We start from the raw sequence: 13,178 nt of genomic DNA, 5'->3' as shown, positions 1-13,178 counted from the left end.
ACGGCTTTTTTATTTGGCCTAGTTTTATGAATCCCTCATTTACTTGTTAAGGGCTTCATCTCCCCTCATTTGAAGTATAAATATTCGCAAAAAGCGCAGGCTTATATTCGTATCTGACACTTTTCTCATAATAAGCACTCAACTTGCAAAATCTCTTTCTCATCTCAATGGCATTTACTTAGCATGCTAAACAAATAAAATAGTTAGCATGCTAAGTAAATCAACGGTTTTTACATGTCATTTTCAGAACCTATGCCACTTCAACTTATTGCGCTTTTTGCCCGCACTGCGCAAAAGTGCAGAAGAACTGTCACTGAATCGGTCGCTCATCTCGATCTTACAGAGTCTAGATGGCGCGTAATGATTCACATGTCATTACTTGGTGAGGGCTGTACGCAACAGATGGTGGCTGAAAGCTTGGAAATAGAAATGCCTAGCTTAACTCGCACAATTAAACAGCTCGAAACTACCGGGTTAATCAAACGCGTTACCGATACTAACGACAAACGAAGTCGCTTACTTTACTTCACAGATATGGGCAAAGGTCGAATGAATGATATCGAAAGTACATTGATGGCGCTGCGAGATGAAGTGTACGCAGGAGTATCTGAAGAAGAGTTACGCATTATGGCTAAATGTGTTCAAAAAATTGAAGTTAATGCCGCAAAATTATTGGAGTCACTTAAGTGAGTCAACGAACCCCAGATCAGGAATTTGCTAGGTACATAAAGCTGGCTTTGGTCGCTTTTGCCATCTGCTTTATCTACTTTATTATTGCAGATATACGCATGCCAATGACACCACAGGCGAGAGTCTATCATCAGGTCACGCAAATCTCTCCTCAGATAAATGGGCCGATAAATGAGGTGCTTGTCAGAAATAACCAAACCGTAAAGGAAGGGCAGGTTTTATTTGTCATTGATGAGACACCTTACCTAATTGCGCTAGAAAAGGCGCAAATTGATTTGGCAAATGTGGAGTTAGAGAACGCTCAGATAGATGCGAAAGCGGAAGCGATTAGAGCAAAGATAGAGGCTGCATCGGCGGTTTACGACGAACGCAACAGTGAATTTCAACGACTTAATTCCTTAGTTCAAACTAAAGCGGTATCTCAACAAAACGTGGACAAAGCGTACGCGCAACTTAAAAGCGCTGAAGCTGAAATTAGTGCGCTTGAAGCCGATCTAAACCAGCAAGTTGTTGCAAGAGGTAAGCAAGGTGACAAAAACCTAAAATATCTAGAAGCGGTAAATGCGGTTAAACGGGCAGAGTTGAACTTAGCCTATACCAAAATTAAAGCACCGCATGACGGCATAATGGCAAACATGCAGGTAACTCAAGGCACTTATGCTAAACAAAGTACGCCCCTTGCCTCAGTTGTCGATAACACACTAGATGTGGTTGCGGATTTTCGAGAGAAATCACTCGCCAATGTAAAAGAAGGCATTCGCGCTAACGTCGTTTTTGATGCACTACCGGGCAAAGTATTTGAAGCTAAAGTGGAAGAATTTGAAGCTGGTGTCAGCGACGGCCAACTCGCCGCCAACGGTACCCTTGCAAGCGTTGAAAAGTCGAATCGATGGGTACGAGATGCGCAGCGCCAACGTGTCCACATTAAGCTTGAAGAACAAGACATATCGTTAAACCACCTCACCAGTGGCGCTCGCGCTACCGTGCAGATAGTTCCAGACAATTCTATTGAAAGTATGGCAGCGAACATTCAAATTCACTTTATAAGCCTGCTGCACTTCATTTATTAGACTTAAATTATGGATTCACAGCTAAGTAAAAATGATGTCCAGCAGATGCTTAGGATCGCCTCCGGCGCCACGTTGGGCTTTGCTATATCGAAAGCGCTGGATTGGCCTAATCCGATATTTTTTACCTTGTACCCTATTTTGTTGCTTGGACTGGTAGCCGTTTTAAATGGTCACATTATTCGACAATTTCTTGCCGCAACCATCTTTCCGGCGGCGGCTGTTTTAGTGGTATACGGCTTGTTCGGAAGCCACCCATTGCTGATCACGCCGCTAATCGCCATCACTTTCGCTTTTCTGTTTTGGCAAATGAGTAAAGGTACGCTGTATTTATTCGGGGCGTTTTCCCTTGTAGGACTTTCGCTGCAGCTACACTTTGCCAGCTACAGCAGCGATGGAATAGATATCTACGCATTAGTGATATCAAACATCGGTGCAATTCTGTTAGCATTGATAATTGCATTCGCTTTGCATATTGTTTTTCCCGATGAGGAGCCGCGCACGCCTTTGCCCAAAGCGGCAAAAGATAAAGCAAGTATTCGCCACGAAGTCATATTATGCACCACTGTCGCCACGCTATCGTTTGCTGTATTTCAAACCTTCGACTTAGTAGATTCGATATCAGCACAAGCAGCAAGTGTATTGATTCTTTTTCCACTGTGTTGGAAAGGAGCCACATTGAGTGGCTGGCAGCGAGCGCTGGGCACGCTAATTGGATGTAATCTTGCCCTGCTCGCCCAGCTCATTTTGCTCAACTACAGTGACACGTTGTTTTTCGCAAGTTTCAGCTTATGGATATTGGTATTTTTCATCAGCCGCCAGCATGTGCTTAGCGGTGGTGGTGCTGGCACGGGCTTTGGCGTACTTACCACATTTGGCATTTTGTACGGCCAGTCACTCTCTCCACAACAGGATATTATTTATAGTGCGCTGTATCGCTTTTCATCGGTAGTCGTAGCTATTGCACTTAGCCTGTGCGTTATTTATGTAGTACACAGTCTACTTAACAAATTCCAGCCTACACGACACCACACGTTTACTTAAAAGACCTGTAGTTATAACGCTTACTGGTTAAAATTTGTGGACGAAAAGTTGATTTGCTACTTCTAGGGCCTGTTGACCTTGAAATGTACTGACCCAATAAAAAAGGCTTCGACGATATCGTCGAAGCCTTTAGGCGAGCAGAGGAAGCCCTTTAGATCGCTAAGGATAGAGAAGGACCTTAATCATTCCGGCTCTATGAAACCGCAACCACTGCCTTTCGTTTGTCTTCTTTTGAAAATTGCAGCGCGTTGTTCAAATTATCGAATTCAAACACGTTAGGTATTTCGACAACCAACGTTTGCGCAGCAACTTGCTCAAATAGAGCCTCACCGTCTTTCACCAAACGCTGCCACTGTGACAAATCGCCATAATCATGCAGCGCACCTAGCGCTATCTCATGATAAGAAATAGTACGCGTAAAAGGCGCATCAACAGGCACTTCAATACGACCTAGAATACTCACTACGTGACCATTAGCTTCAAGAAGCGGTACAAGTGACGCCGCATAGTCTGGACCATTTGCATCAAAAAGCGCGTAAAAGGTTTGCCCTTCAGGCTTACCGCGATGGATGGCTTTTACGCCCATCTCCTCAGCTTGCTCTTGCGAAAAGCTCCCTGAGATAACATGTACATTAAAACCGGCCTGAGAAAGCATTTGCACCAGCAATTTGTTAACGGCGCCCATACCGCTGACTAACACGTCAGCCCCCTTTCGGACCGGCACTTTACTGAACGCTTGCCAGGCAGTAAGCATTGGACATGGCAACGCAGCAGCTAGTGCAAAATCAACGCTTTCTGGCACCACCATTACGCGGCTTGCATACACTTCACTATGATCGGCAAAACTTCCGTTTTCACCTAGGCTATGATGGTAAGCCACACGCTTACCCAATAGACTGTTATCAACGCCCTCACCTACAGCGACAACAACACCCGCACCGTCCACTCCGGGAATATGCCCTTTTTCCCAGTCGCGCGGGTTATCATCGATAAACTTCCAGTCAACTGGGTTAATGCCAATAGCATAGTTGCGCACGACAATACGCCCTGCCTTCGGCTCAGAAAACTCGCGTACCTGCTTTACCAGCGATGCGCCAGCTTGTTCAAATTGCCAAACGTTAGCTTGCATAAAAGCTCCTTAACACAGTGATTTTTCCGATTAGTCCCATGCAGGTGAAAAATCTGGGTTAGCTTGACGGTCGCCACAATCTAGCGCGTCAATCTTTGCGATATCGTCAGCGCTCAAGGTAAGTTCAAGCGCTTTGAAATTGGTTTCCAGGTTCTTGCGCTTAGTCGACGATGGAATAGTGACTAAACCATGGGCCAGCTCCCAGGCTACCACTACCTCAGCAGTGCTCACACCATGCTTATCTGCAATTGCAATGATAGTCTCGTCTTTTAGCACTTTACCAACAGCAAACGGCATATATCCTGTTACTGTGATACCGTGTTTCTCACACGCTGCACGCACTTTTTCATTAGTAAGATAAGGGTGTACCTCTACCTGATTCGTGGAAATAACGCCCTCGCCCAAGATACTCACCGCTTCTTCAATTTGTGCCACGGTAAAGTTAGAAATACCAACTTCTTTTGTGAGTCCCAGTTCCTTAACGCGCAGCAATTCACCTAGGTACTCTTCCATGCTTTCGCCGTTTTCCGGTGACGGCCAATGAATAAGTAGCAGGTCAACGTACGACAGTTGAAGCTTTTCCAAACTCTCTTTTACGCTATCCACAAAGCTTGCTTTATTCAGCTTGTCATTCCACACCTTGGTGGTGACATAAAGGTCTTCACGTGCAACAAGATTGTTTGCAATAGCGTCTTTAATAGCGCGACCTACCGCTTCTTCATTGCCGTAAATTTGCGCCGTATCAATGTGACGGAAACCCACTTCAAGTGCCATTGTCACGCTGTTATAGGCTTCATCGTCTTTTAAGCGAAACGTGCCTACACCTAGCGAAGGAATTTTAGATTGTGACTGATTTACATTCGGCATGATGCCTCCTTGTTGGTTCCGTTATTTATGAAAGTGAGGTAATACATTGTCAGCAATGCGCTGCATCGCGACTTCTACTGGTTGCGTATTACGTCTGAAGTGCAGGCCAATATGATCAACCCCCGCTTCATTCATTGCATTGAGTTCTTTGATAAGCCCATTTACACCAGTTTCAACCCCGAACCGGTGGCGTTTTATGGGCGCTTCATCGTCTTCAACCAAATTAAGATGAATAAAGCTAACGTACGGCTTGTTGCCCGCGACATTTCGCCATAGTTCTACGCGCTTTACATGCTCGTTCGGTGTACCTGGATACGCCAGCCAACCGTCCATATTTTCTCCAACCCACTGAGGGCTTTGCTGAGCGAGCCCTGCAACGTACAAAGGCGGCGTGGTTGAGCGCGGTAACAGCGACATGCCAGGCTTAAGGGAATTCTCACCGTGCTTTACAATTTCCAGTGACTGCCTGAAGTGCTCGCCGCGACTGTCAAAATCGACATCGAACAACGGATACTCAACAGGTCTATCCCCACTGGCTACGCCGAGTATAAGGCGGTCGTTACTTAGCTGCTGCACCGTTGCTGCCGCCTTTTTGACAAGCCATGGCTGCCTAAGAGGTAAAACAACGGCGGCTGTGCCTAATAGAATATTGTCTGTGATACCTGCTAAATAGCCCAAGTAAGTGAAGGTTTCGAAAACCTGAGCCGCATCACCAAAGCTAGGGTCATAAACTGGCACATCTCGTACCCACGCTGCTTTAAACCCTAGTTTGTCGGCTAGTTGAATACGGCTGTGATGCTCGGTCATATCAGGTACGCCGAATGGCGTACCTTTTGTGGCGTCGAAATGCGCCCAGTCGTTATCTAGCGGAAGCTCTACACCTACTGAGAACGTGTGTTGTGCAAGCTTATCAAAGGTATTTGTCGTCATTATGACCTCCCTACGCGCTCGTTGTGTTATTCGCCGTATTCGCAGTACTGAGTGCGCGCTTGTCTAAGTAGCCGCTATAGCGCGTGACAAGTAACGCTGCAACAGAAATAATTGCGCCAATCCATGCGGTATCAGATAACTGCATACCGTCGACGATTGCACCGCCTAGAATTGAACCCACTGCTATGCCAATGTTAAATGCCGCGATATTTAAACCTGAAGCGACATCAACAGCATTAGGAGTAAACTTCTCTGCTAATTGAACAACGTACACCTGAAGTCCTGGAACATTGCCAAAGGCAAAGGCGCCCCACACTAAAACGGTGATCACTGCGGCAACTTTACTGCCCATAGTAAACGTCAGGGCAAACAAGATGACCGCAAGGGCTGAAAAGATGATAGTTAACGCGCGGATTGGGCCTTTTTTGTCAGCAAGCTTGCCGCCATAAATATTGCCTACCGCGACAGATACACCGTAAACCAGCATAATTAAGCTGATGGCTGAGGGCGCAAACCCCGCCTCTTCCTGCAATATAGGAGCGAGATAGGTGAATGCCGTAAATGTGCCGCCATAGCCCAATATCGTCATTAGATACACTAATACCAGACGAGGCTGAACCAACACCTTCATTTGTTCACTCAAGGTGGCCGGTTTACTTTGTTTAAGGTTGTTCGGTACCAGCAACGCACTGCCTATTAGCGCAAGTGTGCCAAGCGCGGAAACCACAAGGAAGGTTGCTCTCCAACCGAAGTTTTGACCAATCCAGGTACCCAAAGGTACGCCAGTAACCAAGGCTACGGTTAAGCCCGTAAACATAATGGCAATAGCACTGGCTTCTTTTTCTTTCGCCACTAGCCCTGTAGCAATAGTTGACCCTATGGAAAAGAACACACCGTGCGCTAAGCCTGTCAAAATGCGAGCTAATATTAAGCTCTCGTAGCTAGGCGCTTGCCAAGCAAGAATATTACCAGCCACAAATAGCGCCATTAAGCTAAGCAGAACATGCTTTCTATTCCACTTACCCGTAAGGGCGGTAAGAACCGGTGCGCCAACGGCAACACCAACGGCGTACAAGCTTACCAGTAAGCCTGCGCTTGGTAACGTAACGCCAAGATCAGTGGCAATGGTGGGGACAAGCCCCACTATCACGAACTCTGTTGTGCCAATAGCAAACGCACTTAACGTTAACGCAAATAATGCAATAGGCATTTCAATTATCCTCAAAAAGTAATTAACGAGATGGCTTGATTAACAACGCCACCATTGGCTTCTAGAACGAACAACTACACCGTTTTTTGAAAGCCATTAATAAAGTGCGTACAGTTTGACGATAAATTTATTTGCAAAAAACAGCACTAATGACAAAATACTTTTGCGATATTTGAAAATATAAGGTGTGCGATGCCAGTCTCATCAAAAACTGAAGATTTAGAAGCGTTCCTAACCGTTGTGGATACAGGTAGTTTTTCCAGTGCTGCCAATCTACTCAATCAGCAGGTTGCAAAAGTTAGTAGAGCAGTTACTCGTCTTGAAGATGGCTTAGATGTAACTCTATTGAATCGCACTACCAGACGGCTGGAATTAACAGAAGAAGGTGAGCTTTTCCTGCAATATGCCAGAGACGGGCTAAATATATTAGAAAAAGGTGAAGAAGCATTACGGCTATTAAAGCGGGCTCCTTCTGGAAAACTTCGGGTTGATGCTGCGAGCCCGTTTGTGTTCCACCAGCTAGCGCCGTTAGTGGGTGAATTTCGAGAAGCATTTCCTGACATAACACTCGATATCACCAGTCACGACAGCATTATCGACCTGTTGGAACATAAAACCGATATCGCAATACGTATTGGTGATTTAAGCGACTCTAACTTGCACGCTAGACGTTTAGGAAAAAGTAAGCTGCATATTGTGGCAAGCCCACAGTATCTTGAAAAATATCCCATATCTGAAGGTGAGGATGGAATTAGCACGCTAAACAAACACAAACTGATTGGCTTTAGCGACTCACCAAGTCTAAATAAATGGCCGCTCAAGCAAGATATTAACTTGCAGTACAGTCTTCGTGCGTCAAGCGGTGAAACTATTCGCCAGCTGTGCTTGGCAGGTCAAGGTATCGCGTTACTTTCTCACTTTATGGTACACAAAGATATCAGTGCAGGCTCGCTGGTAGCGCTATTTCGTGACGACATCGTCAGCCCAAACCGCAGAGAGTCGGTACAAGCGGTATACTATAAAAATAGCGCGGTATCGTCTCGTATCTCTGCGTTTTTAGATTTTATACAGCCTCGACTAACTCTTTAACTTACCTTTATTTCGCGTGGCCTTTACCTAATATTTTTTTAAGTGTGCTTTGGGGGAGGCCATTTACTATTAGCGCGGCTATCATCAATATTGCGCCGGCCATAACCATAGGCAGCAGCGTTTCTTTAAGCAATATCACAGAGCTTACATAACCCACTATCGGCGTAAGTGTACTAATAAGTACAATTTTATCTGGTGGCAATTTAGGCCCCGCTGCTACCATAAGCCCAAAGCCGAGACCCGTTGCCACTGGCCCAATGTACGCCAATAGTAACCAATCGCTTATATCGTAAGCCCCAAAATTAGGTGTTGGTTCAACTATCAGTGCAATAGCAAGCATGGCGAAACCTGCGATGGTAAACTGCCAGAAGACAGCTTCAATGACGCTTCCCTTCCACTTATGAAAAGACACTCTTCGAATAGCGACCGCCCACAATGCAGATGCCAGCAACATACCAAAGAGCGGTAGCCATGCGCCCGGTTGTCCCGAAGCAAATAAAATCATTGCACAGCCAATGGTAGATATACCGGTTAGAATTAATCGCTTAGAAGGCGGACGTTGCCGATACCATAGAGTGTCGATAAGCAGCATCCAAAGCGGTGTAGTGTAAATAAGAATACTGGCCGTGCCGGCAGGAATAAACTGCAGTGAGACAGTAATAAGCCCCATTGATAGGATAAACTGGAAAAAGGCAACGACAAACACCACCGAGCGATCTTTACGATTGAGCACCGGTAAACGTTTTTTGGTGATAAGTACAAACAGCGCGAGTACCGGAAGGCTTAACAAGAAGCGCAAGCACACCATCCATACAGGCCCTACAATCTCAAGCCCTAACTTCATGCCTGGCCAGTTAAGCCCTAAACACAACACCGCAACCAAAAGCATTTTAATGCCTTTTGATTGCTCTTTTTCCGCCACCGATGATGAAGACATGCGTTTTAAAAAATCCAATTACACGAACTGCGTTAAGAGAAGTTTCTACCGCCCGGTAAGCTGAATGTAGGCGGAGAATTTTACGGGCGCAAATATAAGTGAATTAGCAAGGGATTAAAACCTTCCTGACCGTGTAAACACGCCAATTTATCGACCAAATGGTCAACTTTTTAAAACCTTGTGGAAACTTTGCTATACGGGTGGTTAATCACTGATAAACACTTTGACTTACAGGTACAATGCAACAGACAGCAGCTTCCGCTCACCTCTTTCTATTTTGCTTACGCTGTGCATGTACTTATCTGGCCGAAAAAAGTAAATGCGGTTAAAGAGATTAAAGATGACTTTCTCTGCCCAAAATTGACCGCCGCGCTTCGGCTTTTTTAGTACTACATTAAATTTAAAGTAACGCCCGCTGCCCATAGGGTCATTATGTTCTAACACGCTATGACCCTCTTTGTAGGTAACCACATTTATAGCAAATCGTTTTGATGAGATTAAAGCCTTGTTGAGCACTTTAGCCATGCTATTTCTACCTTGATTGATGGGGACGTGTTCTAATTTAAACACGCACGGCTATGGTCTGGAAGCGTATGCTGAGTTCAGATAATGCTTTGATATACGCGAAACGTATATACCTAGGATTACAAACACTAGGCTAAGGTGGGATTTGTCCACTTCATGATTTTAGCGTTTTCTTTTTGTGCGCTGTTTCCATTACTCTTGTCATGCCCGTCATCATTATTTTTTACGGTGTAATAATTTTTGCGGGTTTCTATATGCTCAAACCCCGAGCTCTCATAAAGCGCAATCGCAGTATCATTACTTTCACGCACTTCTAGCCACATTTCACGCATTGCATTTTTTACCGATGTCTCAATGACAAAATCAACTAAAGCGCGACCTACCCCCTTGCCTCTTGCGCCACTGTCTACCGCAATATCCATCAGCGTAGCTTCATCAACGACTTCAAGCATGATGGCATAGCCAACAATCTTGTCATTTTCAAAGGCAAACACCCCGTAATAGGGTTCCGTGAAACAATCCGCGAAGGTACTTAGTTTCCAAGGCGACACTTGTGCCTCTTGATGGATAGCATGCGCAAGTTCAATGTGCTCGTTAAAGCCTTGTGGCGGTACGATTGTTAACTTCATCGACGCGACTACTGGCCGTTAGCTGAATGGTTTAATTCGCGTGCTGCGCTGATAAGCTGCGCCCACAGCTCCCGTTTTTGCACAGCTGTGAGTTTAAGCGGTGTGGCTGGCAATATAATGGCCGTTTCGGTTACCGATAGCGTACGGCCAATCATTATGGTGCTAGCCCACTGTGACGGTATACCCAACTGAACACAGGCTAGCTGCAAGTCCTTCAGCCATTGCTGTGATTTTGCTTTCTGTTCGGCACTTAACGGGATACCTTCAGGCGATACCAGCCCTTTTGCGCCAATAGACTTTGTTAAAGACTCTTGCGAGGCAACCGCATTGTCGTAAGACGGCGAAGTGTTGTGTGACTGTGAAGCACCTGTTTCGGTTTGCCCTACTTTCCCTTCATTGTGCGATGCGCCAAGCGTGGAAAGTTTTGCTGCCCCGCCGTCTTTAGGCTTAGCCTTATCTTTCGCGCTACTGCCAACATTTGCTCTCAACTGAGCAAGCCGTGATTGCTTTTCTTCTTGAGATATTGGCGTTGAAGGCGGCTTATTGGTTTGAGCGTTTTGGCTGTAGGGTAACTGTGTCGATGAACTATTTGTACTGCCGACGTTGCGTTGTGCTGCATTGGCGTTGTTTTGTTTCGCTTGGTCTTCCTGCTTTAGCTCAGTGTAGGCGTCTTTGGTGATCCAAACAGGGATCCCCATTTCCTGTAAAACCGCCTGCTGATATGAAGTAAGAGACATTGCGTAAAAACACCTAACGTGAATAGTTCATTATATTTGTTTAGTTTACTAAAGTTGCAGGCTTGGTTGAATAACTATCGCGTTCTTTTGCTTGGATTGTACTTGCTCTTTAATGCTCAAGCGCTAATTCATAAGCGTTGATTCTTAAGTATTATTCGCGAATTTATAATGCCTAGCCCTTGGTATAAGAGGAAATAAAACAGCTGCAGCAAATTAAGCACTAGCAACAGAAACCAAAAAAATTTAAGAAGAATTTAAAAAGAATTTAACAAAGAAACGATTTAGGATTTGAACGTAAACGTTCACAAGAAGAGAAAGTGGCAGGGGTGGAGGGACTCGAACCCCCAACCATCGGTTTTGGAGACCGCTGTTCTACCAATTCGAACTACACCCCTAGCGCGCTGTGCATTATACGGATGACATTAAAAAGGTAAAGCCTTTTTATCACTACCATGCACTGCATGCTTAATTAACACGCAATGCGCTGTTTTTTCAATCGAATAACACCAAATAGGCTTTATCCATCACCTGTGTTTTGTCTTATTGCCCGCTTTTAAACCGACTTCTATGCAGCGTCACTTTAAATGCGGAGCAGTTTATGACAATTAGACCTTATTGGCGTTAAGCGCAGTAAACCACAGGTCATTAGTGATAGCGACAATCTCGGTGTGCAGATCAAATTTCGCTATCGCGTCGTGCTCATCGATATTCATTAGCTTGGCGTAATGCTTAACGAGCTCTCTACATTCATTGATTTCAAGTTTATTGATAAGGCAGCAACTTGCTAAATCGAAGTAGCGGTTTCCCATGGCGGCATATTCCCAATCAATAATTTTGAGTGAGTTATCTGCGCTCAGTAATAAGTGATTAGTTAGCAAGTCATTATGACATAACACATAGTCGTCATCGTCTTGTTCACTTTTTATTACTTGTTTCCGCAATGATTGGGCTTTTAGATAAAGCTCACTGCTCATATCGAGCTGTGCAACATTAATATAATGCTGCCATCTTGATGCTAAATCTAATGGCCTAGCGGTAATGGGCAAAGAATGAATACGAGCGAGGGTGTTGGCCAGCTCAAGCATTGAAAGCGTCGCACTGTCACTGTGCTCTAGCCACTGTTCAACCCAGATGGTTTCATCATCGCTTAACCATATAGGTTGCGGCGCTACTCCCAACCTATAAAGCTGTTGCTGCAAAGCAAATTGGTGCGCACGATTAACCCCACTAAAGTCATCATCGCCCATCCATTTCACCGCTAAGTCGACAGGGTTATGATCCGACTTTGGTTGCCCACTACTTTGAAGGTTATTTGCAATCAAGGGTAACTGACTATCTGCGAGCTCTTGAACGCGGTAAACGTGATTTACCGCTCCAGCAGGGTGTGACGAAATTTTCGCACTGTCGCTAAGATTAAGCGCCTTTTGCAGCGTGGCGATGATATCCAACCTGTTCACCTTGTTTTTTATATTGTACTAGCCACTGGTAATACCCAAATACCGCAAAACCAACATAGCCTAAGAACAGGCAAGCAGATAATGCATAACCCACTTGCAGGTATAAATAGGCGGACGCTAAATTGATGAAAAACCAATAAACCCAGTTTTGCAGGATTTTATGCGCCACCATAAATGTTGTGACTACACTCAATAAATTAATGCTCGCATCTAATAGTAGGTACTCACTATTGAACTGTGAGCCTGCCACCTCAGACAGAACCCAAGCGAGCAATAACATACTCGGCACAATGAGCAAATGAGCCCAGAGAGGCCAATGAAGCACTGGCTTAACATCGCCGTCTTCCGCCCCTTTCGACCACTGATAATAACCGTATCCCGCCATTATCATATAAAAGAAGTTAAGCGCAGACTGAAATGGCAAAGTCACCTGCCAAAATAGCCAGGTGTAAATTGCGGTACTTACAAAGGCGCACAGCCAACACCAGCTGTTCTGTTTTGCGGCTAACAACACATAGGCAATAGCGAGGACAACCGCTACCCACTCTAACAGTGAAGTAGCGGCAATTTGTGAGGTAAACTCAGAAAAAAAGTTAGCCATTAAGATGATTTTCTAGATTGCATGGCATCGAAGTTTAGGAACTTAGCAACGAAAATAGCCTGCCCCACTTCTTCATGGGTCCTTTGCATTTCTTCACCAAGTACTTTCATAACCACACCATAGTCACCTGTAACCTGCGTGCTGGTTGAGCTTGTTGAAACTGCAATATCACTATAGCTATTTAACCTATCAATGAAATCTTGAATAGGTGGAATGTATTCGTTAACCAATGGGTACAACGACAGTTCAACCATAACTTGCATGTC

Annotated in this window: 15 protein-coding genes and 1 tRNA gene; 4 read left to right on the top strand and 12 right to left on the bottom strand. The window is 45.0% G+C overall.

Annotated elements, in window-relative coordinates:
- Positions 1-234 precede the first annotated feature (234 nt).
- From BZA03_RS00895 to BZA03_RS00885, 3 genes are read left to right on the top strand one after another with little or no spacing between them, the layout of a single operon-like run.
- Positions 235-690 carry a MarR family winged helix-turn-helix transcriptional regulator gene (locus BZA03_RS00895; RefSeq protein WP_014948722.1) on the top strand — a complete coding sequence of 152 codons (456 nt, stop codon included), beginning with the start codon at positions 235-237 and terminating at the stop codon, positions 688-690.
- Positions 687-1,760, top strand: a complete 1,074-nt coding sequence (locus tag BZA03_RS00890) for an HlyD family secretion protein (protein WP_110287722.1) — start codon at positions 687-689, stop codon at positions 1,758-1,760. The genes BZA03_RS00895 and BZA03_RS00890 overlap by 4 nt, the downstream gene beginning before the upstream one ends.
- 9 nt (positions 1,761-1,769) lie before the next feature.
- Positions 1,770-2,801, top strand: a complete 1,032-nt coding sequence (locus BZA03_RS00885; protein WP_020743114.1) for a DUF2955 domain-containing protein — start codon at positions 1,770-1,772, stop codon at positions 2,799-2,801.
- 193 nt (positions 2,802-2,994) lie between these two features.
- Here the strand turns inward: BZA03_RS00885 and BZA03_RS00880 are convergent, their stop codons facing one another.
- Genes BZA03_RS00880 through BZA03_RS00865 form a run of 4 tightly spaced genes read right to left on the bottom strand, consistent with a single transcriptional unit; the run spans position 2,995 to position 6,937 of the window.
- Positions 2,995-3,930 (bottom strand): alcohol dehydrogenase catalytic domain-containing protein, encoded by a 936-nt coding sequence (locus tag BZA03_RS00880; protein ID WP_110287721.1) that lies wholly within the window; start codon positions 3,928-3,930, stop codon positions 2,995-2,997.
- A 30-nt stretch (positions 3,931-3,960) separates the two neighbouring features.
- Positions 3,961-4,797 carry a 2,5-didehydrogluconate reductase DkgB gene (dkgB, locus tag BZA03_RS00875; protein WP_110287720.1) on the bottom strand — a complete coding sequence of 279 codons (837 nt, stop codon included), beginning with the start codon at positions 4,795-4,797 and terminating at the stop codon, positions 3,961-3,963.
- A gap of 21 nt (positions 4,798-4,818) precedes the next feature.
- The gene (locus BZA03_RS00870) at positions 4,819-5,727 is read right to left on the bottom strand and encodes a TIGR03571 family LLM class oxidoreductase (protein ID WP_110287719.1); all 909 of its coding nucleotides are present in this window, start codon (positions 5,725-5,727) and stop codon (positions 4,819-4,821) included.
- Between the two features lie 10 nt (positions 5,728-5,737).
- On the bottom strand, positions 5,738-6,937 hold the full coding sequence (locus tag BZA03_RS00865) for an MFS transporter (protein ID WP_014948716.1): 1,200 nt from the start codon (positions 6,935-6,937) through the stop codon (positions 5,738-5,740).
- A gap of 192 nt (positions 6,938-7,129) precedes the next feature.
- On the opposite strand from BZA03_RS00865, the gene BZA03_RS00860 reads away from it, so the two are divergent.
- The gene (locus tag BZA03_RS00860; protein ID WP_014948715.1) at positions 7,130-8,026 is read left to right on the top strand and encodes a LysR family transcriptional regulator; all 897 of its coding nucleotides are present in this window, start codon (positions 7,130-7,132) and stop codon (positions 8,024-8,026) included.
- Positions 8,027-8,033: 7 nt separating this feature from the next.
- Here BZA03_RS00860 and BZA03_RS00855 read toward each other — a convergent pair whose 3' ends face one another.
- From BZA03_RS00855 to BZA03_RS00820, 8 genes are all read right to left on the bottom strand, one after another.
- Complete coding sequence (locus tag BZA03_RS00855; RefSeq protein WP_014948714.1) at positions 8,034-8,963, bottom strand: DMT family transporter; 930 nt, start codon at positions 8,961-8,963, stop codon at positions 8,034-8,036.
- Between the two features lie 228 nt (positions 8,964-9,191).
- Positions 9,192-9,488, bottom strand: coding sequence for a hypothetical protein (locus tag BZA03_RS00850; RefSeq protein WP_014948713.1), 297 nt, complete (start codon positions 9,486-9,488; stop codon positions 9,192-9,194).
- 128 nt (positions 9,489-9,616) lie between these two features.
- A complete protein-coding gene (gene rimI, locus BZA03_RS00845) occupies positions 9,617-10,117 on the bottom strand; it encodes a ribosomal protein S18-alanine N-acetyltransferase (protein ID WP_110287718.1) in 501 nt (166 codons plus the stop codon).
- Between the two features lie 8 nt (positions 10,118-10,125).
- Positions 10,126-10,854: an alanine acetyltransferase gene (locus tag BZA03_RS00840; RefSeq protein ID WP_110287717.1), complete on the bottom strand. Its 729-nt coding sequence runs from the start codon at positions 10,852-10,854 to the stop codon at positions 10,126-10,128.
- A 318-nt stretch (positions 10,855-11,172) separates the two neighbouring features.
- Positions 11,173-11,249 (bottom strand) — tRNA-Trp (locus tag BZA03_RS00835).
- Positions 11,250-11,459: 210 nt separating this feature from the next.
- Complete coding sequence (locus BZA03_RS00830) at positions 11,460-12,311, bottom strand: phosphotransferase (protein WP_258364560.1); 852 nt, start codon at positions 12,309-12,311, stop codon at positions 11,460-11,462.
- The gene (gene pnuC, locus BZA03_RS00825; protein ID WP_014948709.1) at positions 12,268-12,912 is read right to left on the bottom strand and encodes a nicotinamide riboside transporter PnuC; all 645 of its coding nucleotides are present in this window, start codon (positions 12,910-12,912) and stop codon (positions 12,268-12,270) included. The genes BZA03_RS00830 and pnuC overlap by 44 nt, the downstream gene beginning before the upstream one ends.
- Complete coding sequence (locus BZA03_RS00820) at positions 12,912-13,175, bottom strand: hypothetical protein (protein WP_014948708.1); 264 nt, start codon at positions 13,173-13,175, stop codon at positions 12,912-12,914. The genes pnuC and BZA03_RS00820 overlap by 1 nt, the downstream gene beginning before the upstream one ends.
- Between the last annotated feature and the right edge of the window lie 3 nt (positions 13,176-13,178).

The organism is Alteromonas sp. I10 (genome assembly GCF_003201515.1).
In the GTDB taxonomy this organism is placed as follows: domain Bacteria; phylum Pseudomonadota; class Gammaproteobacteria; order Enterobacterales; family Alteromonadaceae; genus Alteromonas; species Alteromonas macleodii.
Note: the sequence above shows the minus strand (reverse complement) of the source record. Positions and strands in the feature narration are given on the sequence as shown.